A 25817-nucleotide genomic window follows, 5' to 3' on the forward strand; every position below is an offset into this window, starting at 1 on the left:
AACATCTCATATTTTTAATTTCCATAATTTGTTAACTGTTGAGAGATAAAAAAATTATTTTGAAACACCCCCAAAACGAAAATTCTATATCTCTGTATATGGAAAATGGTTAAAAGTTCAATTTTAATGCTAAATAACAATATAAATAGCATTAAAAAACCGCTCAGATTTTATTCTGAGCGGTTTTTGCATACTTTTTAATGTTTATTCTTCATTATTAATCCAATCAACTAACTTTGAAATTGTCTCTGCATAATCCTTAATTTCCTTTATTGTTCCTATTACTTGTGTTGTACCCATCTTTTGTTCTTCTTCATCTGCACATTCAATCCACAAGGAACGCTTTAAATTATATTCAAGCCAACCTAATTTTCCTAAAAAGCCACTTTCTAATACAGTAGACCAATCTGCCTGAGTTTCTCCGTGTCTCTTTTTATATCCATTTATAAAAGCAAAAAATCTTTCTTTATCTACGTTTCCCGCCTCATCTTCAGACCAGTATAATGCAGTTTCAATTAAATCGTGCATTGGATTGACATAACCAGCCGACTCCCAATCTATTAAAACGGGATTATCTTTATTCCATAAAACATTTTTGGGATCCAAATCCCTATGACTAATAACTAAATTTGCTGAAAGTAATCTATTTGCTTTGTTTGCTAACTCACTCCACTCATAAAGTTTATCAACAATTTCAAGCAGTAATTCAACCCATTCAGTATTACTTTTTTGTCCTTTTTGAATGTAATATTTCCATTCTATGGATTGTTCATTGTTTCCTAAATCTTCTTTTATGTGAAGCTCAGAAAAATCTGTCCTATGGATATCAGCGAGTATAGAACCTATTTTTTCGCTATGACTACAATTAATTGTATTTGGTTTTAGTGTTTTACCCTCTATCCAATCGAAAACAATATAGAATTGGTTATCTATTGTTTTAATAACATCACCATTAATTATTTTAGCTGGAACAGCAGGTACTTTCTCCGATACTAAATTAGCAATTCTCTCTGAATTAATATAATTCATCATTGCATCGGATCTTATCATAATTTGAGGATTTAAGATTTTTATGGCATATTTTCCTTTATGTGTTTCAATAGCATACATCTTATGTAAAAGACCACCTGATATTGATACTGGAACCCCAGCTATTTCACCAAGTTGTGACTCAACACATAACTTTTTAAATAATTGAATATCAACCATTCCACTAATCTCCTTAAATTTTTTATTCAACTAACGCATGCTTAGTTGAATAAGACATAAACTATATAAACACTTTAACATAAAATTCCGAAAAATCTTGAAATATTTTATTTAAGACACCCGAGCATACTTGCTTAGCTATCTTAAATAAATAATGTCATTTAAAGCATCTTTATATTACAAACGTTATAAAACAAGTGTTTTATTTATTTCTTCATATCCCTTAAAATGAAAAAATACGCTATTCTTTCTCTAGAATCATAGGAAAGGATGGCGTTTTTTTATGGACCTCTCGCTTTCTGAAGAATTACATCTATTCTCACAAGAATTACAACGCTTTCTATCTCCAGCAGTCCTACAAGACATCGCCAGACAAGTTGGCTTTGTAAAGCGATCTAGTAAATATCAAGCAAACGAACTCATTGCCCTTTGCGTATGGCTCAGTCAGGAAATCGCTAGCACATCACTTACACAATTGTGCAGTCGGTTAGAAGCTTCCACTGGGGTACTAATGAGCCCGGAAGGATTGAATCAACGCTTTAATCCAGCAGCTGTCGCATTTCTAAGAGAAGTCTTTACTTCTCTTCTCACACAAAAGCTTTGTTCCAATCAATCGCTTTCTGCACACATGATGTCTATTTTCAAGCGTATTCGTATTTTAGATTCCACTGCTTTTTAACTCCCAGATCCCTTTTCATTCGTTTATCCAGGTGCAGGAGGATGCAGCCATACAGCGGGAGTAAAGATTCAGCTTGAGTATGATTTATTAAGTGGACAGTTCCTTCATATTCATACAGGTCCAGGTAAACAACATGATCGAACCTACGGTTCTCTGTGTGTCCCAACTATAACAGTGAATGATTTATGTATCCGAGATTTAGGTTATTTTCATTTGAAAGATCTTCAACATATACAAGATAAAAAGGCTTACTATCTCTCTCGTATCAAGTCGAATACACGTATTTATCAAAAAAACCCCAAACCTGATTACTTTCAAGATGGAAGAATCAAGAAAGGTACAGAGTATATCCAGATAGATATGGAGGTTTTAATGAAGTCTCTTCAACCAGGACAAACATGTGAAATATCCAACGCTTATGTAGGAATGACTGATAAAGTCCCAACTCGTGTGATTGTTCATCGACTAACAAAAGAACAACAACAAAAACGATTACAAGATCAAACTGTAAGAGAAAAAAAGAAAGGAATGAAGTATTCGGCTCGTAGTAAACGACTTAGTGGTATCAATGTATATATGACAAACACCCCTACAGATATTGTCCCGATGGGACAAGTACATGATTGGTATTCTTTACGTTGGCAAATCGAAATTTTATTTAAAACATGGAAATCATTCTTTCACATTCATCATTGTAAAAAGATAAAACGAGAACGATTGGAATGCCATTTGTATGGGCAATTGATTGCCATTCTACTCTGTTCCTCTATTATGTTTCAAATGCGGAAGTTACTTCTCATGAAAAAGAAACAAGAGCTGAGTGAATATAAAGCCATATATATGATTAAGGACTATTTTTTTCTTCTGTTTCGAGCAATACAAAGAGACACCCAAGGATTATCAAAGATTCTTCTTCGTCTGTTTAACCTCCTACAGCGAACCGGACGAAAATCTCATCGATACAAGAAGAAAACAGTCTTTGATATATTAGGTGTCATATACAACTTTACTATGTCTCGCAATCATGTAGCGTAATCAAAAAAATTGAGACCCTATAGGGTTTATTTGATATGCAAAATTTCCAATGATCTACACTGATTTTTAGAAAAAGAAAAAAATTTCTTCTGAAACTGATCTTTCCTAACCTTAGCTTGATAGCGATGTGGCTGTACCCCAATTCTAAGTAATATATTTTTTTATGTAATGTAAACCTTAATTTATTTAAGCTCTTGATGTTTCCCACCCATACTGCCTGGAGCATTACTATTTTGACGAACAAATAATTTATTTGTTTTAAGATCTTTTAAAACTATATAAGTATATGATTCATTAGGTTCATCTTTGAATTGTACATTCATACCATAAGAATCTCTTTTACTATAAAGCTGGTTTTATTGATAAAATATCACTTTCTTTATATCCTTTGTCTTGCAAATGCCACATTATAGCAATAATGGTTTCTTCTCGTTTTTCACGTTCTCCTACATATATGTATTTATCTACAACAAAAAGTTTAATGTTTAAAATTAAACTTATCATTAGTATAAAAATAAAAATGATCTTTTTCATATAACCTCCCATAAAACAAAAAATGAGATTAATATCAACAATTACCAAAACTTAAATTGTTTTTTAATCTCATTCAATAATACAATAAATATAAATTTTTATCCATAAAGCGAAATATTACACCAAAAATTATATTTTAGTGTGGTTTTGAAACAAAGTTTGATAATTTATAATAAAGAATGATCATTTGAAATAAAGTTCGATAATTCATAAAAAAGTTTGATACAATATGTTGACAAGTTGGATTGCAAGAATACAACAAACGATCCATTTTATGGGATAAAATATTAAAGTCAACTATGAGGGAGGGATTGTTTATGTTATTTGAGCATAACACATAACTTTTTTCAATTTTTATAAGAGGTCCTCCATATTACAATACGTTTAGGTAACATATCCCTTAGGTTACAAATAATATGGGAGGTCCAAAAGTGGATATAACTATTAAAAAATTTACAAAGGAAGATCTGAATTATTCTTTTACCATCGATGATCAGTTCGAAGTGGATTCGATTCTTCTCTTAATGGCAACTGAGCATTCCATCCAGTATAGTGTGAGGGAAGTCTTTCCTTATGAGAAAAAGTATTCAGAGAATCAAGATGATCTACTTGACTTGCAAAAATATATCAATCATCCAGATCAAGCGATTTTTTTAGCGATTGATGGAGGTGATATTGTCGGCATGGTCTTAGTTAGACGAAACTGGAATAAGTTTGCTTACGTCGAAGACATCAAAGTAGATCGAAAAAATCGGCGTCATGGAATCGGTCGCCTTCTCATGGATGAGGTCAAAAATTGGTCTCAAGATAACGATTTGGCTGGTATTATGTTAGAGACGCAAAATAATAATGTAAGTGCATGTAAGTTTTATGAACGGTATGGTTTCATTATTGGTGGCTTTGACAAATTTGTCTACAAAGGCATCAATCACCTAACTGAAGAAGTGGCGATATATTGGTATTTAATATTTGAATAGCCCTTAGCAATAGCGTCGTTACATTTATAATAGTCAATGGGTACGATTGTAGAAAGAGTGTAGCTGGAAAATGATTAAATTTTTTTATAAAAGTTCAACTTAAATCTGCCTAAAGGGAATCCATTTTAATCAATCTTTTTTTAAAATGGATTCTTTCTATTTGGAGCCATATATGTGTTTAAAAGATATTTTTAATCAAACTTTATTTTAAACTTACATTTAGAACTAAATCTTTAACTAGTTATTTTAAAAGTAAACTTTTGAATATTAGTTTACTTTCAAATTGCCTAAATCATTGGGTTCAAACCAAACTATCTAATATCATCAAAATTAACAACAAAAGTATACATTCAAAATACGAATCTGCTTCGGGATATATAATAAATTTAGATAAATACTTACCTAACGAATCAAAGTATAAAGGATGGAGTTTATGGTACATAATCCTTCCTAATAAATTAGACGATGGCCCAGAATCATTAGATTTTATTAAGACTGCTTTAAAGTTTAAAGATATAAACGGAACTATTATAAAATATGGCTCAGTTAACGTTTAATGTTGATTTTCATGTTAAGATTGAAGTATGTAACAACGTGTCGTTACAAAAAGAACGGAGGAGATACGGTGAAAATGCATCTTCAAGAAAGTTTATATGTTCAGTTGAAAAATGCAATTCGTTGTCATTATAATGAACTTACATCTAGGTGTGGTAATGACACAATATATGGATACTCCCTAATGACGGATGACTGTTTCAGTAGCATTGGACCAGTGGCTAATAAAGAAAGACTGATTAAGGTGAATAAATCAGACCCTTTATACAACTATTATAGATATGGGGCTGTTGAGTGGAGTGAGTGGGACGATTTCGGAATGTTTGATGAAGTGAATAAAACTATTAAAAGATACCATGAAACCGTCGAAGAAGACTTTGATTCGCTAATAGATACATTGCTGAATGAATTATTAAAAGTGTTAATGGAACTTGAGTCAGAAGGATTGTTTGGTGACAGAAACGATAACCGATTTATTGACATTTGTGTAACTGATTCATCAAACGAAATCATGCTTAAATCAGCTAGACTGCTTAATACATTAAAGGTATATGAAGAATACGCTTCAGAATTTGAATAAGAATGAATATAAGTAAAACTGCTCTTTATAAGAAGCGGTTTTTTTTTTGAAGGTCAACAATTAATATTAACAGAGCCTGAAATATAAAAACTGCTCATCTAAAAACAACTTCTGATAACGAATTTTATGTAGAGGAGCTGTCCATATAGGACTGAGCTATTTGAAAGAAGAAGATTATTATAAAAATTTATTAAAAAGATTGAGGTATGTTCGGAAGCTATTAGTTTTATGTACTATAATCCTTAACAAAATGAATTATTTTTACAGTTTTTCATACTTCTATTTCATAAATGCAAACCTATTCTAGCTTTTTAGCTCTTATTCAACATAGTAGTCCAATACATAAAAAACGGGCACAATTCTTGCTACAGAATTGTGCCCGATAGTTGAAAAATAAAATTAAAACTTTTCCCTACTGATCCATCCTCAAATTCAAATGTAGCTGTCTTTGCAAAATTTAAACCCTTAGCGAGCCACGAAACCCCCTGGCGGCATAATAGGACTCTGCTCCATTGTGATACACGAAGACGTGCCCAAAGCGACAATCGCAAAAAAGGGCACCGCCGAGTTCTCTAATATCAGTCGGTGTTTGCACCCAACTCGACGTTTTCTTATCGAAACTTTCAAGATTCTGCAAAGCTCGGTATTGTTCTTCCGTTAATAGTTCAATGTTCATAGCACTTGCCATATCAATAGCATTATTTTCTGGTCTATGTTTTTTTCTTGACTCTAGCCCTTCACGGTCGTAACAAACACTTCTGCGACCTTTAGGGCTTTCCGCTGAACAATCATAAAAAATGTATTCACCCTTCTTTTTATCATACTCAACAACATCCGGTTCACCGCCAGTTCTTTCCATTTCATTGAGCGACCATAGTTTTTTAGTATTAGCATCCAGCTTAGCTTGAACTTTAGCCCATTCAAGACCTTTATGGCGGTTCATGTTTTTCTCAAAACGAGCTTTCAATACTCTGAGTAATTCTTCACGTTGTTCTAATGACAACTCTTTTTCATTGTTAATTTTATTTTCTTTTGTCATGTTAGTTTCTCCCTTATTATTTATGGACATAATATTTTTTTGTGAGGATTAGTTATTTTCTTATTTTAATCTTGTCTTTTTATTTATTGCAAATTGAGAAAAGCGATAACCGTTTTAGGGGTAATCACAGGGTTGTTGCTCTGAAGTGCACCCCAATTGTTTAACTGGAGGACTTTCGTGTCCACATAATTCTCGTTATTGGAAGTTAAACACAATAACGAATTTTTATTTGTACAGTGAAGAACAGTTATATATTTAGTTTTTCAATCCATGAAGAAGTAGGAAATTGTTCTTTTAAAGCTGAAGACAACCATAGTTTTTGCTCTTTATCCATAAACGGTAAGTATGACTTAAAATCTTCTTCGTCCTTTATTCGGCCTTCTTTTGCTTTAAATAATAATTGCCATTCTGGTGCTACAAATTTCCTACCTAAAATATCTTCTCGAACAAATTGGTTACAGTTCATCCATATACTTGGGTTTTTGCGAAACAAAATCTTATCTTCGTTTCGATCGGTTAATAGAATCTCAATAAAATCTTGACCTTTATGTAAGTGTAATCCATATCTTGGAAGAATTAAATCATTTATAGTTAAACATGGTTCCAACTTTCCTTCTCCAGGAATGGCAACGTAAATATCCCAATCATTGAAATAGTTAAGAACTTCTTGGGCATGTTCTCTAAAAATACAAATATCTATGTCTTCGTGTTCTCTTGTAATTTTCCCCATTCCTAAATCAATGGACCATCCACCAGCAATAAACCAAGGATATTTAAAACTGCTCATTGTTTGAACAATGAAATCTAATTGAACGGATTGAATAGCCTTCATTAAAATTCCTCTCCCTATGTAAGACATCTTATTGCTCTATCATACCAAAATATTATGCATGCTATATTCGTGTAAGGTTAACATAACGTCTCATTATCAGTAGCAAGGAAAAATTCGGCCCCTTACTCTCACAAGGAATCCACCTTTTTTTCTTGCTATCAATCTATGCAATTTTTTATACATTTCTATTGTGTCGCGCCTTCCAGCCTCCCCATGGTTCCCAATGTCTCCCAATTTTTCGCATAAAATCTTACATGTTTTTAACGTTATTAAAAATACTTACTTTTATTTCAAAACTGCTTAGCGTGTTTTTTTCTAAAATGCTGGCGATAACCCTTCCACTCGCAAGATTCTGGAATAAATATAATTCTAACAAAACCATGTTCATAACTTAAAAGTTATGATTCCATTTTTAAGGTGTTGTATTATCAATAGATAAGTAGGTGTCATAACTTAGTATCTAAAGTTAGTCCAAATAAGGAGGAATTTTTATTAAATATGGTTGTGTATGAGTCAGTACATTACATCAAGTTCTTAAATTTTAATCAGAGTGTTTTTGCCCACCCCTTGGGGAAAGCAAGACTAAAATGAAAAATGAATAGAAAAACTAAGGCTCTTACTTCGTGGATATGATCACAAAGTAAGAGCCTTAGTTCCTTATTGTTAAGTGACAAAAAAGTTGTTTAGGATACAGAAATAGATATACAAAAACGTCATCCTTTCGTGTATGTGGTTAACAAAAGAATACCGCTTATTTACATATAAGGAATAGCCTAAATTGCTACCTGAATAATAAAGACAAAACATTTTTAAATTCTTGTACATTTTTTATTTAGTTCCAAAATCTTTTGTAAATTAACCACAATAAAATTTTCACTTCACATAGTTCATATTAGATGGTTTAAGAAATTTTTTAGCTTGCAGTTTCTGTAGTAATTTCCATCCCATAAACCCAACTAGGAGACCAACCAAATGAAAAATAATACTAGTAGTGCCAAAAGTACCTACTAACATGACAATATACAACAACTCAATGCCTAAAGTTAATTTAACAAAGAGCATAAAAGCGGTCTTAGAGGAACGGAACCTATGAAATAGAATAGGAATTAAAAATCCCAATGGAATCAATAAGATAACAGGTTTAACTGCATGAGCTATCCAAAAGCCAGGGATGTTATACAGAAAAAGAGTATAGAAAGGTGTAATATCAATAAAAGTGCGAAGCAACCACATCACATCATGATTTCTTGAAAAGTGCTCAATAATCCCAAGAAACCACTCACGCCCAGCGCTATTTCCTAAGTACTCATACCAAATGAAAAATAATAGGTAAGGAACAAATAAAGACCATGCAAAACGCTTTATGAACTTTTCACATGGAAAAATAGATTTTTGAAGTTCCCCACCAATAGAATTTGGTTCTCCAAAATGTTGTATAGCTAATTGTTTTGCTTGTTTTACAGGCATCCCTTTTTTAACATATTCCTCTTTTAAACTATTGAGGTGATCGAGCAATTCTAAAGTTAATTCTTCACGGGCCGACTTATCTAGATTAGTCTTTTTTACAATACATTCTATGTAATTTTCAAAATCTTTCATGCGAATTCTCCTTTCCTGCAAGCTTGAATAAGTGCAGTGATTTGCTCCCAATAATTCAGTTTCTTCTCTAGTTCTTTCTTTCCAGTTATAGTAATACGGTAAAACTTTCTTTTTTGTCCTGTCTCTGATTCTCCCCAGTAAGATTCAATCAACTTCTTTTGTTCCATTCGTTTGAGTGCTGGATATAGTGTACCCTGACTCATATGATAAACGTCGTTACTTTGTTCTTTAAGTTTTTGAATAATTTCATAACCGTAAGTATCATGGTGAGAAATTATAGAGAGCACAAGTATATCAATACTCCCTTTCATCATCTCTTTATCCATTTTTCCACCTCCCTTCACACATCGTAACACGACATATGTCGTGAAACAACATAAACATTTAAAAAGCATCTTTCCGTATGAAAGATGCTTTAGTAACTTAATTTCATAAAAGCTTTATTTTAATCGTTTTGGCTATATATATCCATCAAGCTAAAAAGAACGAGTTACCCCAAAACAATAAAAACGAGTAAAATGCACAAAATTTCCGTTCTGAGGGTATTTTGTTTTGTTAGCTTGATAGCGATGTGGCGGTACCCCGTGTTTATAAAAAAATTGTTCACTTCTATGGTCCTTATACCATTAAAGCACCCCTATGTTGAAGTTCCATGCCTAAAATCCCATAAGATCCTTTACATGTTTAGCGTTCGTTTTAGATGTTAGTTTTTCAAGTAATAAAAATGCAACATCAAAAGCTGTACCTGGATTTGAAGATGTAATAATATTTCCATCCTGAACAATTAAATCGTTTTGTACTATTGCACCGAAATTTTTCAACTGCTCTTTTCGTTTACTCGTTGGATGACTGTATGTGGTGGCTTTTTTATCTGTAAGAATTCCGCTTTTACCAAGCGCTAATGATGCAACACAGATACTGGCAATAGGCTTCTGCTTAGCATAAAAATGTTGAATAACATTTAAGAATTCTCTACTGTATGCATCTCGATAAAAACCAGCTTCTTCAAACCCTCCTGGAATAGCTAGTGCATCAAACTCATCTAATTGAATATCATCAACCGTTTTTTCGGGTATGACAGTGAAATTCCAAGTACAGGTTAATTTATTCCGAAGACCAACTGTTACGACCTCGGTTGATCCATCTCCCTCCCATCTATTCCAACCTAGTACATCTGTAAATACACTAGCTTCTACTGCTTCAAATCCGTCAGCTAATAATAATAAAATCTTTTTCATATCGCAAATCGCCTCCCCATATCTTCATTTTATACAAATATAGAAGTCTAACAAATGACTTTAATAAGGAAATTTGATTATTTAGCTTTATTATATTAAGAATTTGGGGTATTCTATTTTATAAAAAAAGGTTGGATGATTTATGGATCAAATTGATGAAAAAATCGTGGGATTATTACAGTCAAATGCAAAAATTTCAATGAAGGATTTAGCAGAAGCCGTTCACTTATCTTCTCCGTCAGTAACTGAGCGAGTACGGAAGTTAGAGGAGCAACAAATTATTAAAGGTTACCATGCACATGTTTCTCTAAAAAAAATGAACCGTCCAATTTCTGCACTTATATTGTTTAAATCAAAGGATTGTAAATCATTAGCTAACTTTTGTTATAATCATCCAGATGTACTTGAGTGTTACAGAGTAGCAGGGGAAATTAGCTATATTGTCAAATTAGCAACGTATTCTGTAGAAAGTTTAGAACAATTTATTGATGATTCAATGCAATATGGTACGCCATCAACGAATATCGTGTTATCTTCTTATGAAAAAAGAATAATTGCTCCCTTTATTAGTGAAGAATAAAAATACTGGCATAATTAATTAACTATTGCTTACTCAATCTTTAAAAATAGCCCTGATTTTTCTGACTTGTATAAAAAAATCAGAGTCTCTAATCGTTTTTATCGTTTTGGAGTAACCCATCTTTATTAGCTTGATGGCAATGGTGTGCTATCCCTTTACCTATAAATATTCTAATTTGGTATAATGTTTCTATCAACTATGATAAGAGGTGCAACCATGGATAAAAAAGAGATTGCAAAAGATTTAACTATTGCTTATTTACAAAACAAACCTAATTTAGTTAAATCTGTTGATGATGCAATACTTATATATGAAAAGATGTATGACGCTATAAATAGATCATCATCAGTTGTAAACTACACACAAATAACACCTGAAGATTTCATTAGAAATAACAAGTAATAGGGTCCTATATTAGGACTCTATTTCAATGATTGGATTCGGTTTTAACTATCAAGCATATCCCACAATTTTCGGTATTCTGTATCATTAACTAAACTTTCTTTATGTTTTTTGTTCCGTTCATTTCTTTTGACAAATTCCCATATAGTTCAGATAAAACCCTCTCCTTTTTCACCCTCTTTCTTTTATTAAAGAACTTTATATCCCACTACGTTCATATAAACCCCCTTACACAAAACAAAACCAAAACCGCATTATATCAACAAAAGCATCATACCAAATTTTTAGCCTTTTGCATTGAACCACCAGTCTTGTTTCATACCAATTTTCAAAAATGGGCAGAACTCTTACGGCACAAGGGCTTACTGGATTTTGTGCTCAAGAGTGATTCACTGCAAAAATTATTTTATTTATTCCTCTAATTTTTCTCAGTTAATTTGTTATATCATAGATAGTACATTAAAGGAATAAGTCCTCAAAGCTTTTCTCTATACCGATTACTTTCTTCTTAATATTTCGCGGATTGCTTATTTCATACAGATAAATGGAGTTTTCTACATAGACAATAATGTTGTCCAATTCAGCAAGACATTTCAAAAGCTGCTTTTTTGACAGCTCTCTTTCAAACACAGGGTTCTACGTCCATGTTAAATATCCCTTTAGCTTTTTTGCATACTTTCCTACATATTGTTTAGCAAGCTTATAAGGAGCACCGCCAGCATTTCGGAAAAACCTCAAGCTAAGAGCATGCAGGGTTTTATACAGTTTTTCAGCTAATCCAATAACAAACGGGAATCCGAAAAACAGCACCATTACGGTAATGTATAAAATTCTGCATGTTTTATAATATCTGATAGTAGGGTAATTCCTTGTTATAAAAGAATTCTAGATGATATCCAACTTTTTATAATGTTACGTTATGTTAACTATGAGTGTATCAAATATACAATCTATAACCAAGATAATTAAGAAATTATCTATTCTATGTACATAAACAAGGAATTGCATTTATAATTAATTTTGAATACACAAAAAAATCTGTTTTTAGGAGTCTATTATGGGATATATTATGGATTTAAGAAAGGTAGTAGGTAGTCGCCCGTTAATTATGACGGGAGCATGCATCATTTTATTAGATAAAAATCATAATTTATTATTACAGCTAAGACAGGATAATAATTGTTGGGGATTACCGGGAGGTTCGTTAGAATGTGGAGAGACCTTAGAAGAAGTAGCCAAGAGAGAATTGTATGAGGAAACAGGCTTAATAGCCAATAATTTAAGATTATTTAATATCTTCTCTGGCAAAGAATTTTACTACAAATATCCTCACGGTGATGAAGTATATAATGTAGTTGCTGCTTACATATGCAATGATTATAAAGGTGAATTAAAAATGGATAAAAGAGAAGTTAAAAATCTACACTTTTTCGACATTCGTGAACTTCCAAGTAATATCAGTCCTCCTGACTTTCCAATAGTAAAAGAATTTATAAAAATGATTAAACGTACTAATGAATATTAAATAATGTTTAAATGAACTACATTTCCTTACTTCCGAGAACGAGAATTATGTAAATGAGCCGTCCATATGACGGCTCATTGTTTTTTTGCTTAGCGTGGGGTTTTTCTAAAATGCTGGCGGTACTCCAAGTAGAGCCTTAGGCCATCGGCGTTAATCCTAAGACGATTAAAAGGAGCGCAACGGAAAATAAAATCCAGCTAGGATGAGGGCGGCGCATTACCCAAAAAGAGATGACAGCACCATATAGAAAAGAGCTACCTGCAAATAGGCCAGTCACAAACCTTGCGTCCTGCTTGAACCAGATTGCGACGGCAATCAAGGTGAGCCCGCTGATTAACCAGTTAAATGTGGTAAAATGCAAAAGCAATCGTACGATCTTTTGTATCGGTGCAGATATCTGCCCATTCGCCACAAAAACTGCCTCAATCGGCCTGATTATCAGCCGTTTCATCAGTATGCCGTGAACTATCGCGGTGCTACCGCCGATGACCCCGGCTGCCATCAATGCAATACTATACCAGTCCATATCCATACACCTCCAGTAAATGTTATTCATGGAGATATCACTACATGCGTATTAAATTAAGATATGTAGCTTTTTGTTTGGAGTGCTGGCTTGTCGTGTGGGGACAAAACCCCACGGTTTGAAACGTATCCACATAATGTTACGTTATATTGATCTTGTATGTATAGGATATACAATCAAAAAAACACCGCACATACTTTTGGTAAATGGTACAATAAGGAAAAATATAGGGGTGAAAAACTAATGGAAGACTCTATGTTTGCGTTTCGAGTTATTTTTAATGTACTAACATCATTCTTTTCCAACGGAGTCTGGGTCGTTTTGTTCTTCTTCTTGTTAAATAAAACGTATGAAAACAAAACTTTCAGAACAACATTGAATATTATTACTGTTGTTGTCTTAGTATTTTATTTGTTTTATTGCATTCGGAATAGCATGTAATACCATTCTTTGAATAAAAAAGGTTTACTTTACATCCAATAACAAGAATTATATGAACACAAAAGTCCTCCAGATTGTTTAACTGGAGGACTTTTAAAGGACAGTCATTAATCTCGAAAACGTAGGTATTTGAGACAAATAAGATTCACCTTAAAATGCCTTAAAAATAGCCTTAAAACCGTATCAAAACTTATCTCTAACTCAAAATTTCAACTGGAATTATTATTATTAGCAATGAGTTTTGAGAATCCCTTAGCGTATAGAAACGTTAAAATGTGCGTGCTATCCCTATTGGGGGTAGTTAATGTTCTTAAGTTGATGGGTATGTATAGTGACCCCCATTAGTTGATTTTTTGTTCATCTTGACTATAAATTTCAACAGCATAGGAATCATTTTCAATCCATTTTTTTACTTTACTTGTTTTTAGTAAATCATCAACTTCTTTTTCTATTTTCTTTCCAAAGTCTTTGGCTCCTGAATCTGAATTATTTATTGTGGTATGTATAGCAAGGGTAAATGGTTGGTTCGATTCAAAATTAACTTCCTTAATTCCAAAACCTTTGTATCCACTTTTGGTAAACACTTCATCAAAAATAGAATTGTAAACTTCGCTCCATCTACGCTCTTTCTTTACAATATCCATATTTTTCTGACTCACATTAATTGTGTATGGTCTAATATCTTGATTCTTCAATTGAGTATTAATCGTTTTTTTAACTTACTTGTATTTACAGTATCGGCTATTTCTAGGTCTACTGTTCTTGGTGTATCGCTCATGGAAGCACTAAGGAAGTCCTTTTTATCTACAGTTTTCATAATAGTGTCCATAACTCTTGCTTCTTCACTTTTTGCTTCTTCTTTATCGTTTTGACAGGAGCATAATAAAGTGAGTGAAAATAGAATTGCAAACAACTCTTTTCCCTTTTTCATCTCAATCCCCTCTCTATTGCTTCTTTTGACTTATAGTAACAAATTTAGTATCCAAGTACGTCCCGATTAATTTTTCCATATTGGATTAATCATTCTCTAATACAAATGAAAACCCTTTTTCTATATTGAAAGATTTCATTCGCGCTATTCCAAAAGGTACACCTTTAGATATGTTTTTAGCTTTCATGTATTTAGTGTTACGTTTCCCCTTTGAACAATCTTTAAAAGTATACCTTTACAGATAATAAAGTGTATTATCCTAGAGCTAAGGTTAAATAAAAACAGTGAGATATGAACTCACTGTTTTTATTTAATCTGCAAGACTTTAGTAAAATATGAAATTTATTCAAACTTTTAGGTATATTACCTATGAAAAATCTAATTTGTATTGTATCCTCTTTACTAGTGTTGTTTTTTGTATATGTGTTTTTAAGACAAGGCTGTCATTATCAGTCTTGTTTTTATTTGAATACTTTTTCAATCGGTAAAATAGGTATAAAGGAGATTATAGATGGAATTAACAAAGCTACATAGTACGATAGAGGATAAAAAGAACGAATTAATTCAACTCGTTATCAAATATGGTATCAACCATAAAAAGGTACTTACATTAAGTCGAGAATTAGATTTTTTAATTTTTAAGTTCATGAAAAGACAATGAAGAATTTTTTCATGAGATTTATACTTATTATATTTTGGAGTGGTGTACACATTTTAACCTTTTTATACGCTAAAAATTCTCAAGACTCGATATTAACTATTCCAATTGAGACTTTGATTTAGAGATGAGTTTTGAGACATATTTTCAGCTATTTACAGCCTATTTTAGATTTAATTTCATTTGTCTCAAATACCATCATTTTTGGGACACTGAAAACAGTGTAATAGTAATAAAATTGTAAATTCTAACTTGTTATTCGTTACCAAATGAGGATCTCTTATGAAAAAAGACCCCCTCCGGAAATAAGGGCACTGAAAAAGTCCATTAAAAGAGAAAAAGAAAATAATTACCTACTCTTATATAGGGGGGACGGCAACGATTCTTTCTTTTTTGAACCCCTGAAGAAAAATACGCTTTATAATCACAATTTAGTATAATAATAATTTGTGGTAAATAATATGTTGAAATTAAGGAGAGATTATGGAAGCAAAGTTACGGAAATTCATCATTGCAGGAACCATTTTATATACAATTTTAATTTTATATTTTATGTTCTTTGCTTTTAATAGATTAGATGATGCAACCAGCGATTATGGATACACATTTTTGCTTGTTCTGAACAGTGTTCCGCTTCAATTTCCAGAACCAACTTTTTCATGGTTATTTGACTTTGGAAACATTGCTGCTTTTATCCCTTTTGGAATAGTAATTCCTCTGTTGTATCGTTCTGGTTTTGGGAAGTTCATATCCTTGTTTGTTTTAACGATTCTCGTTCTGGAATCGTTGCAGGCTTTAACTCATCTTGGCGGCTTTGATGTAGCTGATGTTTTATCTAATACATTAGGTGCAGCGATAGGATTTATCGCCTATAGGGTGGGGTTTTCTTCAAAAATGTCTTATAAAAAGCTTATTACTTCGGCCCTATCTATTGTTGTTCTTCTAGTTGGAGTAATCGTGATCTCAGAAACCATCAATTATGTTGTGGCGAAAAGAGAAGGCCCGATTCAAGCATTACACAATGTGAAAGAAATGAATGGAACCATGCCCATAACTGAAAATCTTCCAAGCTTCACCGTAGCAGGCAAGAAAATAGAACCCAAAATGAACGTGTATAACAGTGAAGGTGATAAAAGCAAATCATATACCTACATCTTGGAGAACAAGAAAGAGGTGATGTTCTACTCTTATTTTAGCATTCCAGACAAGGGTGAAATCACTATACTGCTAGATGGAAAAGAAAAAGCTCATATTGAACAATATCCTAACGTAGAACCTTTAAACTTAGCATCTGATGACAAAATAAGCGAAATTACGATTATCGTTTCCGGAAATGCTAAACTATGGGACGTTAGATTCAGTGAAATGAAGCATTGGTGGGAGTAAAGAACCAACATTCTAAGGGGCTTTCTTTGCAATGTTTTCAATAAATATGGGGTACAGCCGCATCTTCATGAACTTAAAAAATTGGTTGTTCTCAAAAACGAAAAAATGAACTTAATTCTCATAAATATATCTAGTGAAGAAATTTTCATTTTGGAGTATTTGTATTTCTTAGCTTGATAGCGATGTGGCGGGACCCGTTATAGATGAGGTAATGAACAAGTATGGACAAGAAATCTTACAGCTTTATTATTCATATGTGAATAATAAAGAGGTAGCTGAGGACTTAACGCAAGATATATTTGGTAAATGTTATAAGTCCCTTCATACATACAAAGGAAAATCAAATTTAAAAACATGGTTGTGGAGAATTGCCATTAATCATTGTAAGGACTATATGGGGTAACGTCCCGAAAATACGGATCTACAACATTAAGCTGTTTAGAGTATTAAAAATGAAGAGTTTAACAACGATAAGGATTTCGAGACAAGTCATATGAGACATTTGCAAGCCTTATTTGATGCAAAAGGGATTAAGCCCCAATAGAGTAACCCTATTGATACAAGGGTTTCTACCTTAACGTTGTAAATTCGCAAAATCCTGATGCTATCCCTAGTAGACATTCCTTTTTACCTAAAGAATGTCTACTGGTTTTTATTTTTTTCTAATTCTTCAATTCTTTTTTCTAATTTTTTTATTTTAGATTGAGTATTAGAACTAAAAGTCATTCCAATTATTCCGAAGGTAAATCCAGATATTCCAAAAATAAATCCGAATAGACCAAAAATCTCCATGTATATACCACTCCTTTTGTATTAACTTCTTGATTTGTAAATCTTGTCCGCTCTATTTACGCTAAGGAACGTCAGAATGGTTGTAAGCACAACAAAGACTGCCCAATTCATTCCCTCTCCCTTTTTCCTAATTATACCATTGAAGAAAAATGATGTACTGTATACTTTTGGATGTATATCCTATACAGGGTTAGTCGACATAACGCCATATTATTGGGATTCAATGTATTTAGAAGACTATTAAAAGTCCTCCAGATTTGTTTAACTGGAGGACTTTAGTGTTCACATAGTTTTTGTTATTAGAAGTAAATGTGTTCAGCTTATTCAATTAAAAAGTCCTTTTGTCCATTCTAAGAAAATAATCCCTTATTTCCTTCCAGTTATTCACTCTAAAGTAGTTAGTTTCAAGAGTATTATAGGGACTATTAAATAAAATTCCCTGCCCATTAAACTGTTTAAAGTGTTTGGGATTATCATCAATTAGATAATCTGCATTAATAATACCTTTATCACCACAAAAGACAAAATTTCTTTCATTTAAAAAACTAAAATGGTCTTTTAACCATTTATATTTTGCTGTAAATGACGTTGGAAATTCCATTGCAGCTGTAACGATATAAATTTCGTAATGCCCGCTCAATTCTTTTATCACTTCTTGACTATCTTCTATTACGTCTAGATCAAGAAAAAAATTAGGTTCAGCTAACATGCTTATGATTTCTTCTTTTAACTCAGGACGTATTTCTGTTAAATATTTTCCTTGTAGGTCTTGTATTGAAATATTCTCATTGTACCTTTTGTTAAAAAGTGCCAAATGTTTAGACAAGGGGGCCGCTATTACGTCATCCATATCTATTGCAATTCTTTTCACAATAATCCCTCCCCATCTATATTGTACCAACGTAGATGGTTGTTGGATACAAGTGTCTTCCCTGTATATTGTATACATGAACGGTTAACATAACGCATCATAATAAAAAGTTGGATATCGTCTAGAATCCTTTTATAACAAGGGATTCGCTCACTCTCCGATATTATAAAACATGCGGAATTTTATACATTACCGCAATAGTGCCGTTTTTCAAGTTCACGATTGTTACTGGATTAGCCAAAAAACTGTATAAAATCCTGCATGTTCTTAGCGTGGGAGTTTTCCAAAATGCTGGCTATACTCCATAACAAATCTTCTCCTTACTTTATTTCAGTAAAAGTTTTAAAGTGATTTGTAGTTTTATAAATTTAACCATCATTACAGTATATGAAATTTTACATTTTTTGCTTCTAAACTAAAGAATCGAGCATTGAAATATCAATGCTCGATTCTTTAGTTCTTAAATTTTTCTTTAGCCGCACGCATCTTCACTTGTAAATCGTGATCGACAGCGTTACGAATGTTTCGTTCTACTGCTTCCATCTCTTTTTGAAATCCTTTTAGATAGATCGTGAGTTCTTCTTCTTTCTCTGAACGCTGTGCTGGTGGAATTTGCGCGATCAGTGACAACATATCTACTAAATCTTTCATTAAGAAAGTCTCAAGTTTATGCTGCTGTTCAAACATACGATTTTCTTGATAGTACGGAATAGCTTGCAGCACAGAGATTGTCACATCATCAATACTTCTTTGCAATGATTGATTTACGGAACGTTTATACATTTCAATATGTTTTAATGCATCTGGATAACGGTCATAAAAGTATAACTTGTAAAACGAGAAGTCTTGTGGTTTGGACGGTTGTTGTATTTCTCGTTTCAAGAATTCTTTTACTTTCATCGTTGTCATTTCCATATCTTCACTTGTAACTTGCTTTGTTGTTTTTACAGTATGATGGAGTTTTTTCTGTTTTTCCTTCGGCAACATTGAAAAAATTTGTTCTTTTGTACGCTCGTTAGCTGTGCAAAAAAGAACGGTAAATGCTGTTTGACTACTGCTTCCTTCCGTACGAACCCAGCGGTAAAACAACGGATGCTGTGTGAATTCTTGTAAGTATGGTACTGTGCTATGTGATAATCGCTCCATTGAGTCTGACGCTCGTTTATACGGCTTTGTCCACGATAAATAAAATTTTCGGCCAAAATAAGCAAGTAAAATTACTGCTGTAAGTCCTAACAAAAGGACTATGCCGATAAGCAGCAAAATAAATTCAAAGAAACCCATGTTTTCACCTCCTCTATTGCAGTCTATTTAGTTGGACGCTGAATGAGCTTCTTTTTCATTTCATCGTTAAACGAGTCTAGTTCTTTTACAAACATTTTACTTGATTCAATAATACGTTCTGTTGATTTTTCAGACGCTTCAATCGCCGCAAATACATTTTGGAATGATTCACGAAGTTTCTCCATGCCAATTGCTGGATTTTCTAACAACTTAGTCGTTTCTTCTGTATTTTGTTTTAACGCCTGTGAATTACTTAATATCATCGATTCGATTGCTTCGTTTGTTGCATTTACTGCATCAATCGTTTTCCTTTGATTCGTTAACGCTAATTGAATAGCTGCTGATACTGTAACAACGTTTTGCGTCATTGTAATTGCATTGCGAATCGCTTCTGTTAACTTTTCATTATTTTTCTTAATAATATCAACAGAGGCAATAGATTGTAGTAACACACTCTTTGCTTGCTGCATGTTACGCGTACGTACAAGAATCTTTTCTAGCGCATCGTTAATTAATGGAACATCTTTTTGCCGCTCTGGGTTTTGTTTTTCTACTTCTAACATTTCAGCAAGCTTTTTTCCTAAATACACTTGTTTATCAAGCGCATGAATCTTTTGCTCGGATTGTTCCTTTAACATCTCTAAACCGATGCTGTCTTCTCGTAAATTATCACGACCTACTAATAGTGCTTTTATAATCTCTTCAATTTGTTTATCAATGGATTGATATTTATGAACATACGTTTCCATCGGGTTTTTCTTAAATACTTTGAACATAATTCGTTTCATACCAGTTACATGTAATGAATTCGGATCTAATTCTGAAACAACTTTACGTAAATCAAGCAACGTTTTAGGAATATCTTCATTTTCCCCATTCATCATCGCCGTTACTGGACGTTTTAGTGCAGTTAATGTCTGTCCTGCATCACGTTGTTCTTTATCTCCTAAATCAGCTAGTTGCGCCAGCACTTTCGAAAGGTCTGTATTATGCTCACTATTTAACTTTTGCACATACAAATTCGCTTCTTTATTTAGTTCAACTAATTCCTCGTCTTTAATGATTGAATCTACGACTACTTCTATATTGTCCTCTACTGATAAGGTTTCTTTCTTTTGCAATTCCGTCAACAAAATCGCTCCTTTATATACATACACTTATAATTATAGTTAGGTGATCATATCTTTAAACAGTCTATATTGCATTCATTCCCCGTTTTATATTATAAGTATACCTTTTGTATTTTTAATTGTCCTCAGACTTAAGGCTGAGAAACATCCATTCTTAAGACGGATTCTTTTGTTTACATATTAACAATTCTTCTTGTATATTCTATTTAACTATTTTTCCGCATGACATAAGCGCCCATCTTAAAAGGCAATAACACTGTTTCAAACTGCTTCTCTTCTTCGACTAAATCAAAAAAATTCTGTAATTCTTCCGCATGTGAAGTTGCATTATCAACTACGATAATTCCTTTTGGCATTAAAATGCGTTTTAAGTCTTCCCACCACCATAAATATTGCGTTCGTTCTGCATCTAAAAAAATAAAATCATACGACTTGTCTAGCTGTTCTGATAAAAAAGCCCCAGCTTCTTGATTATGGATATGAATATAGTTTGTGAGGTTTGCTTTTTGGAAGTTTTCATTTGCTTCTGCCACTCGTTTCGATGAAAGTTCAACTGTTGTAACAGTTCCTTTCATTTCCACAACAGCATTAGCAAGCCATAATGTAGAGTATCCATTTGATGTGCCAATTTCTAATATGTGTTTCGCTTCACACATTTTCACCATAATAGATAAAAACTGTCCCATTTCTTTAGAAACATTACGCAATCTCTCTTCTCTCGTTTCTTTTGTGTAATCATGTTCTAATCCGAATACTTCAAGATCTTGCAGTAATTTTTCTACTTCTATTCTCATACATATTCCCCTTTCATCTCTAAACATGAAAAATAGTCTATGGATGATGTCAAAAATATAATGTAGGTCTACCTACAATTATATGCTATTAGAAAGGCTTTTTCCTGTGTGAAGGCGAACTATTATTCCTTAATTGAAAAAATAAAAAAATGAGGGTGAATTCGTGAAAGAACAACTGATTCATAAAGCTACCTATTTAACTAAAAATGAATTTGAGAAGTTTCAAGTTGCTATTTCGTTTGCCGAACAAGCACATGAAGGACAATTTCGCATATCCGAAGAACCATATATTCTACACCCTTTTTCTGTTGCAGACATATTGCTAGATTGCAAGGCTGACTGTGTAACATTAATTGCGGCATTATTACATGATGTCGTAGAAGATACCAATTATACATTGGAAGATATACAAAAACACTTTGGAAAAGAAGTTTCTTATATAGTCGATGGACTTACGAAAGTGGATAAAAAATCTGTACAAAATAAAGAAGAATATGAAGCTATGAATTTCAGAAAGTTACTTATAGTAGCACAAAAAGACATTCGAGTGATCATTATAAAAGTAACAGACCGCCTTCATAATATGAGAACACTGCAAGTAAAAAATAAACATAAACAAGTTCCTTATGCAAACGAAACACTAAAGATATTTGCTCCACTTTGCCATAAGCTACATTTAAAAACGATACAATATGAATTAGAAGATCTTGCATTTTTTTATCTCCATAATCAAAAGTACAAAGGCATGAAACAACTTTTACAAAATTATAATCAAATATTACGCAATCTAACAGATACGATTTCTACAGACATGCAAAGCTTTCATGCCGAACTATTAACATGGCACCTGGATTATGAAATAGGTCCTATTAGTACCGCTTATTCCCGTCTACAAGTCATTCAAGATGTAGCTATGATTTCAAAAATTCATATTACAACTTCATCCATTTTAGATTGTTATAAAATTCTTGGCATGGTACATCGATTATATGAACCAATTCCAAATCAATTTGAAGATACCATTTCCATCAATAGCAATTTATTTAATAAATGTTTGCAAACAAAGGTCAAAATCGAAAATCACGAGATGACTATCTGGATTCAAACTGAAGATAGTAAACAAAGATATGATGGAGGTATTTTTTCTATACTTTCAAGCGATATGCCGCATTCTCGAATACAACAGCTTTCTGCGCAGTTTATGGATGATACAATTATGAACAACTTAGAATTAACAAAAGACCCGCTTGCTTTTTATGATTTAGTTTCCTACGAACTCTTTCAAGATACAATCGTTGTTTTCACACCACAATTACAGCCTATTCATTTACCTCAAGGAGCAACGATTATCGATTTTGCATTCGCAGTAAACACAGAACTAGCAATGTATATGTCTTCAGCAAAAAGAAATGGCGAGAAAACTTCAATTATAACAACTCTTTCACACCTAGATATTGTTGAAATGATAATTGATTCTCATACCATTCATCTTGAAGTAAAATGGTTGAATTTTGCTAATACTTCTAAAGCACAATTGGCAATTCATAAAGCATTGCAGAAGGAACGACCTTTTTTCATATAGTTAAACCTGCATAAAATCATAGATTTTGAGTAACTAAAAGCACGAATCGAGCAAAAAAGAAAAAGCAAAACGACAAGAAGAACTCAAAAAACAAGAAGAGGCTAAAAAGCAACAAGGACAAGCTTCACAACAAACACAAACTCAATCCGAACAAAACACTCAAACTAACTACAACTTCAAAAGTTGTAAAGAAGTCAAAGCAACTGGTTTCTCAAATATAAAAAAGGGCGACCCAGCGTACTCACCTGAACTTGATCGAGACGGTGATGGAATTGCTTGTGATAAATAATTAACTAAAAATGCCGGCTCCTTCACGGATTCGGCATTTTTATTACTTTTTGTAGCTGTATTAATTCGCTTATTAAATTAGCAAATATGTCAATGCTTGTCAGATAGTATAATGTATCTATTTTCTGTTTTCTCTTCTCCTTTATCCAATATTAGTCTCTTATTCGTTTCCTAATATCCGCTGCGACCTTAGTAGGATTATCAATTTCAAAAACAACATACTTATATTTTTCATGACTTTCTAATTCAATCATTACGAGAGGTACTCTATTTTCATAGGATAGAAAATACCATTCATCAGCATATTTAAAACTTCCCTCAAAAATATTAAGGGCAGGAATTGATGTTCCAGGCATCCGAAGCATCCACTGCGGAGCATCAAAATAGTCTACAAACACACTTTTAATTGTATGAAATGGCATTTTTATAGATAATTTCACTGCAAAAAAACCAGTTACTCCATTTAATTTTAAAATTACCCCTTCGTCATCAAAGCGTACTTCTCTCCCCATGTTCTTCCCCCCTAGCTTTTTCTACGTTCATCATCTAAATTGTAACATAGGAAGAAAAATCAAAAAATGTAGTCTTACTCAAAATACATAGCAACTGGTGAAACAATATAATTATTCGCTGTTATCACGCCAAATCCCCCGAGCAAATTTGTAGGGAATCCGAGAAATTCATTTAGAATTTCGTTTGGCTGCTTATCTACCAAATTCGAATAGTCGAGGGCATGTATTTCTTTTTTATTTATTTTTTTCGTTATTTTTCCAATAAGGGTAATTTCGACCGTTGTATCTTCTGATCCGTATTTAAAAGCGAGTTCTCCTATGCTCTCTCTTAAATAGCTTTCCTTAACTGGTATTAAACAATTACCCATCTTTATAAACGAGCTAAACGGAATAGCCTCTTTAATATATACCAACATATCTTTAACTGAATGAATCTTATTCTTTTGAACACTCACCATATTCTCGTATGTTTTTTCAAGTTCATTCAGAAAAACAGTCCTTTGTTCAAGTGTTAATGTTTGTTCAAGGATACTTTGTACCTCAACATTTTTTGCTTCTTCTAATTTATTAAAAAGAAATTTAATAAATTTATCATTTATCATTTTTTGAACAACATCAAAGTTTATTGGTTGAAACGTTGAAGTAAACTTAATATATGAACCTGAAGTTACTTCATCACTGTCTTTCTGTTCATTAAAATTGACTAAAGAAGAACGTTTAAGAAGATAATCTTCAAATTGATTTAGTGCACTATACTGCTGTACTACCGTATTTTCCTTTGCCTCTATTCTTTGTTCATGAGCTTCTATACTTTTAGTACCTACTAATTCAATATTTACTTGCATCATAAAAGAATGTATAAAGTCCTTATCTAAATATACCAACTCTTTCAAAAATAGTTCCTCCTAAAATAACATTTATTTATTAAGTTATTATAATATTTTTTCGTACACATAGATATAGAATTATAAACGAATATTACTGTGTTTTAACAAATAACTTACGGATATATTCTTTTATGCATTAACAGTTAATAATTTTAAGGTGATTAAGCATATCCATCACCAAAAGTACCATCATAAAATTTATATTCTCATTTAAATCGAAATATAGTGCAAAAAAATAAAAGGTACATTAGCTCTAACTAATATACCTTGAAATTTACCTAACATCTATTTTTCCCTACTAATTAGTAAGCGCAATAAATCTTCTTCTTCATCAAATTCGCCTGCTTCCAAAAAACCGAGACTTTTATATAATTGACGAGCAGCATCGTTTTCTTTATGAACGGTTAAGCGGATTTCTTCGCACTTTGGATATTGATTTATAATCCAGTTTATCATCTCGCATAGCGCCGATCGACCGTATCCTTTACCTTGATGCTTTTCATCAATGATAAAGCCATTGATCCAATACATATCATTCGTATTTTCAACAAAAGCATGCATCACAAAACCAATCATGCCCTGTGCTTCTTCATAAATAGCAAAGGGCAGATAATTCACATTATCACCATCTGGTTTAACATGCACTTTAGCGAGCGATACTGCTACAGTAGGAACGAAATAATTTTGGACATCTTTTACTTTTAATCTTAGAGCCTCTTGCCAATTCTCTCTGGTCACCGCTTTTAATTTCACTTCCATCTGATTCTCCCCTACTTGTTCAAGATTGCATTACCTCTTCTTTACTAAATTCTAAAAGTTCAATTACATGCACTAAAATGACCTGGAGGACCTCCTCATCTTTGATTTTATTCTATATTTCTTTATTTCCCAAAGTTCTCCTTCTTTTCTAAGTACTTCTCATCATTCAATAATCTATAGTAAATTATTCAT

General features: G+C 32.6%; 24 protein-coding genes and 5 pseudogenes. 12 read left to right on the forward strand and 17 right to left on the reverse strand.

All coding sequences use genetic code 11. From position 1 onward, the window contains the following. Positions 1-204: 204 nt before the first annotated feature. Positions 205-1209, reverse strand: a complete 1005-nt coding sequence (locus tag AB1280_RS07235) for a phosphotransferase (RefSeq protein ID WP_429755392.1) — start codon at positions 1207-1209, stop codon at positions 205-207. A gap of 283 nt (positions 1210-1492) precedes the next feature. Between AB1280_RS07235 and AB1280_RS07240 the strand changes: the two are divergent. After that, positions 1493-2923 (forward strand): annotated as a pseudogene (locus AB1280_RS07240) (IS4 family transposase). Between the two features lie 182 nt (positions 2924-3105). Here AB1280_RS07240 and AB1280_RS07245 read toward each other — a convergent pair. Then, positions 3106-3457, reverse strand: a pseudogene (locus AB1280_RS07245) (DUF3139 domain-containing protein). 431 nt (positions 3458-3888) lie between these two features. On the opposite strand from AB1280_RS07245, the gene AB1280_RS07250 reads away from it, so the two are divergent. Then, positions 3889-4434, forward strand: a complete 546-nt coding sequence (locus tag AB1280_RS07250; protein WP_272189962.1) for a GNAT family N-acetyltransferase — start codon at positions 3889-3891, stop codon at positions 4432-4434. Positions 4435-5065: 631 nt separating this feature from the next. Continuing rightward, positions 5066-5569: a DUF4303 domain-containing protein gene (locus tag AB1280_RS07255; protein WP_272190085.1), complete on the forward strand. Its 504-nt coding sequence runs from the start codon at positions 5066-5068 to the stop codon at positions 5567-5569. Positions 5570-6026: 457 nt separating this feature from the next. Here AB1280_RS07255 and AB1280_RS07260 read toward each other — a convergent pair whose 3' ends face one another. The 5 genes from AB1280_RS07260 to AB1280_RS07280 form a co-directional block, all read right to left on the reverse strand. Beyond that, positions 6027-6608, reverse strand: a complete 582-nt coding sequence (locus tag AB1280_RS07260) for a DUF4256 domain-containing protein (RefSeq protein ID WP_272189963.1) — start codon at positions 6606-6608, stop codon at positions 6027-6029. A gap of 247 nt (positions 6609-6855) precedes the next feature. Further along, positions 6856-7440 carry a nucleotidyltransferase domain-containing protein gene (locus AB1280_RS07265; protein WP_429755393.1) on the reverse strand — a complete coding sequence of 195 codons (585 nt, stop codon included), beginning with the start codon at positions 7438-7440 and terminating at the stop codon, positions 6856-6858. A gap of 873 nt (positions 7441-8313) precedes the next feature. Continuing rightward, on the reverse strand, positions 8314-9039 hold the full coding sequence (locus AB1280_RS07270; RefSeq protein WP_429755394.1) for a permease prefix domain 1-containing protein: 726 nt from the start codon (positions 9037-9039) through the stop codon (positions 8314-8316). After that, positions 9036-9365: a PadR family transcriptional regulator gene (locus AB1280_RS07275; RefSeq protein WP_429755395.1), complete on the reverse strand. Its 330-nt coding sequence runs from the start codon at positions 9363-9365 to the stop codon at positions 9036-9038. The genes AB1280_RS07270 and AB1280_RS07275 overlap by 4 nt, the downstream gene beginning before the upstream one ends. Before the next feature lie 330 nt (positions 9366-9695). Next, positions 9696-10277 (reverse strand): DJ-1/PfpI family protein, encoded by a 582-nt coding sequence (locus tag AB1280_RS07280; protein WP_272189967.1) that lies wholly within the window; start codon positions 10275-10277, stop codon positions 9696-9698. Positions 10278-10419: 142 nt separating this feature from the next. On the opposite strand from AB1280_RS07280, the gene AB1280_RS07285 reads away from it, so the two are divergent. The 3 genes from AB1280_RS07285 (at position 10420) to AB1280_RS07295 (ending at position 12784) form a co-directional block, all read left to right on the forward strand. After that, complete coding sequence (locus AB1280_RS07285; RefSeq protein ID WP_272189968.1) at positions 10420-10857, forward strand: Lrp/AsnC family transcriptional regulator; 438 nt, start codon at positions 10420-10422, stop codon at positions 10855-10857. Positions 10858-11073: 216 nt separating this feature from the next. Beyond that, positions 11074-11259: a hypothetical protein gene (locus AB1280_RS07290; RefSeq protein ID WP_272189969.1), complete on the forward strand. Its 186-nt coding sequence runs from the start codon at positions 11074-11076 to the stop codon at positions 11257-11259. A gap of 1057 nt (positions 11260-12316) precedes the next feature. Further along, a complete protein-coding gene (locus AB1280_RS07295) occupies positions 12317-12784 on the forward strand; it encodes an NUDIX hydrolase (protein WP_429755396.1) in 468 nt (155 codons plus the stop codon). Between the two features lie 136 nt (positions 12785-12920). Here the strand turns inward: AB1280_RS07295 and AB1280_RS07300 are convergent, their stop codons facing one another. Beyond that, positions 12921-13310 (reverse strand): hypothetical protein, encoded by a 390-nt coding sequence (locus tag AB1280_RS07300; RefSeq protein WP_429755397.1) that lies wholly within the window; start codon positions 13308-13310, stop codon positions 12921-12923. 243 nt (positions 13311-13553) lie between these two features. Between AB1280_RS07300 and AB1280_RS07305 the strand changes: the two genes are divergently transcribed. Then, complete coding sequence (locus tag AB1280_RS07305; RefSeq protein WP_429755398.1) at positions 13554-13751, forward strand: hypothetical protein; 198 nt, start codon at positions 13554-13556, stop codon at positions 13749-13751. Between the two features lie 341 nt (positions 13752-14092). Here the strand turns inward: AB1280_RS07305 and AB1280_RS07310 are convergent. Continuing rightward, positions 14093-14682, reverse strand: a pseudogene (locus tag AB1280_RS07310) (DUF4030 domain-containing protein). 511 nt (positions 14683-15193) lie between these two features. Between AB1280_RS07310 and AB1280_RS07315 the strand changes: the two are divergent. From AB1280_RS07315 to AB1280_RS07325, 3 genes and pseudogenes are all read left to right on the forward strand, one after another. After that, a complete protein-coding gene (locus AB1280_RS07315) occupies positions 15194-15343 on the forward strand; it encodes an aspartyl-phosphate phosphatase Spo0E family protein (RefSeq protein WP_272189975.1) in 150 nt (49 codons plus the stop codon). Positions 15344-15823: 480 nt separating this feature from the next. Beyond that, positions 15824-16726 carry a VanZ family protein gene (locus tag AB1280_RS07320; protein WP_272189976.1) on the forward strand — a complete coding sequence of 301 codons (903 nt, stop codon included), beginning with the start codon at positions 15824-15826 and terminating at the stop codon, positions 16724-16726. A 184-nt stretch (positions 16727-16910) separates the two neighbouring features. After that, positions 16911-17123, forward strand: a pseudogene (locus AB1280_RS07325) (sigma factor); the annotation flags it as partial. A gap of 245 nt (positions 17124-17368) precedes the next feature. On the opposite strand, the gene AB1280_RS07330 reads toward AB1280_RS07325, so the two are convergent. From AB1280_RS07330 to AB1280_RS07350, 5 genes are all read right to left on the reverse strand, one after another. Beyond that, a complete protein-coding gene (locus tag AB1280_RS07330) occupies positions 17369-17518 on the reverse strand; it encodes a hypothetical protein (protein ID WP_429755399.1) in 150 nt (49 codons plus the stop codon). Positions 17519-17846: 328 nt separating this feature from the next. Then, positions 17847-18389 (reverse strand): 5' nucleotidase, NT5C type, encoded by a 543-nt coding sequence (locus AB1280_RS07335; protein WP_429755400.1) that lies wholly within the window; start codon positions 18387-18389, stop codon positions 17847-17849. 453 nt (positions 18390-18842) lie between these two features. Beyond that, complete coding sequence (locus AB1280_RS07340) at positions 18843-19673, reverse strand: DUF3974 domain-containing protein (RefSeq protein WP_429755401.1); 831 nt, start codon at positions 19671-19673, stop codon at positions 18843-18845. 23 nt (positions 19674-19696) lie between these two features. Beyond that, positions 19697-20803 carry a toxic anion resistance protein gene (locus AB1280_RS07345; protein ID WP_429755402.1) on the reverse strand — a complete coding sequence of 369 codons (1107 nt, stop codon included), beginning with the start codon at positions 20801-20803 and terminating at the stop codon, positions 19697-19699. Positions 20804-21009: 206 nt separating this feature from the next. Continuing rightward, the gene (locus AB1280_RS07350) at positions 21010-21597 is read right to left on the reverse strand and encodes an O-methyltransferase (RefSeq protein WP_429755403.1); all 588 of its coding nucleotides are present in this window, start codon (positions 21595-21597) and stop codon (positions 21010-21012) included. Between the two features lie 163 nt (positions 21598-21760). On the opposite strand from AB1280_RS07350, the gene AB1280_RS07355 reads away from it, so the two are divergent. Continuing rightward, the gene (locus AB1280_RS07355) at positions 21761-23179 is read left to right on the forward strand and encodes an HD domain-containing protein (RefSeq protein WP_429755404.1); all 1419 of its coding nucleotides are present in this window, start codon (positions 21761-21763) and stop codon (positions 23177-23179) included. A 187-nt stretch (positions 23180-23366) separates the two neighbouring features. Next, positions 23367-23468, forward strand: a pseudogene (locus AB1280_RS07360) (excalibur calcium-binding domain-containing protein); the annotation flags it as partial. Between the two features lie 151 nt (positions 23469-23619). Here the strand turns inward: AB1280_RS07360 and AB1280_RS07365 are convergent. The 3 genes from AB1280_RS07365 to AB1280_RS07375 form a co-directional block, all read right to left on the reverse strand. Next, positions 23620-23979, reverse strand: coding sequence for a hypothetical protein (locus AB1280_RS07365; protein ID WP_272189982.1), 360 nt, complete (start codon positions 23977-23979; stop codon positions 23620-23622). A 74-nt stretch (positions 23980-24053) separates the two neighbouring features. After that, positions 24054-24872: a hypothetical protein gene (locus AB1280_RS07370; protein ID WP_429755405.1), complete on the reverse strand. Its 819-nt coding sequence runs from the start codon at positions 24870-24872 to the stop codon at positions 24054-24056. Between the two features lie 279 nt (positions 24873-25151). After that, positions 25152-25625 (reverse strand): GNAT family N-acetyltransferase, encoded by a 474-nt coding sequence (locus AB1280_RS07375; RefSeq protein ID WP_272189984.1) that lies wholly within the window; start codon positions 25623-25625, stop codon positions 25152-25154. Positions 25626-25817 lie beyond the last annotated feature (192 nt).

It is taken from the genome of Bacillus sp. S10(2024) (assembly GCF_050473865.1).
Taxonomy (GTDB): domain Bacteria; phylum Bacillota; class Bacilli; order Bacillales; family Bacillaceae_G; genus Bacillus_A.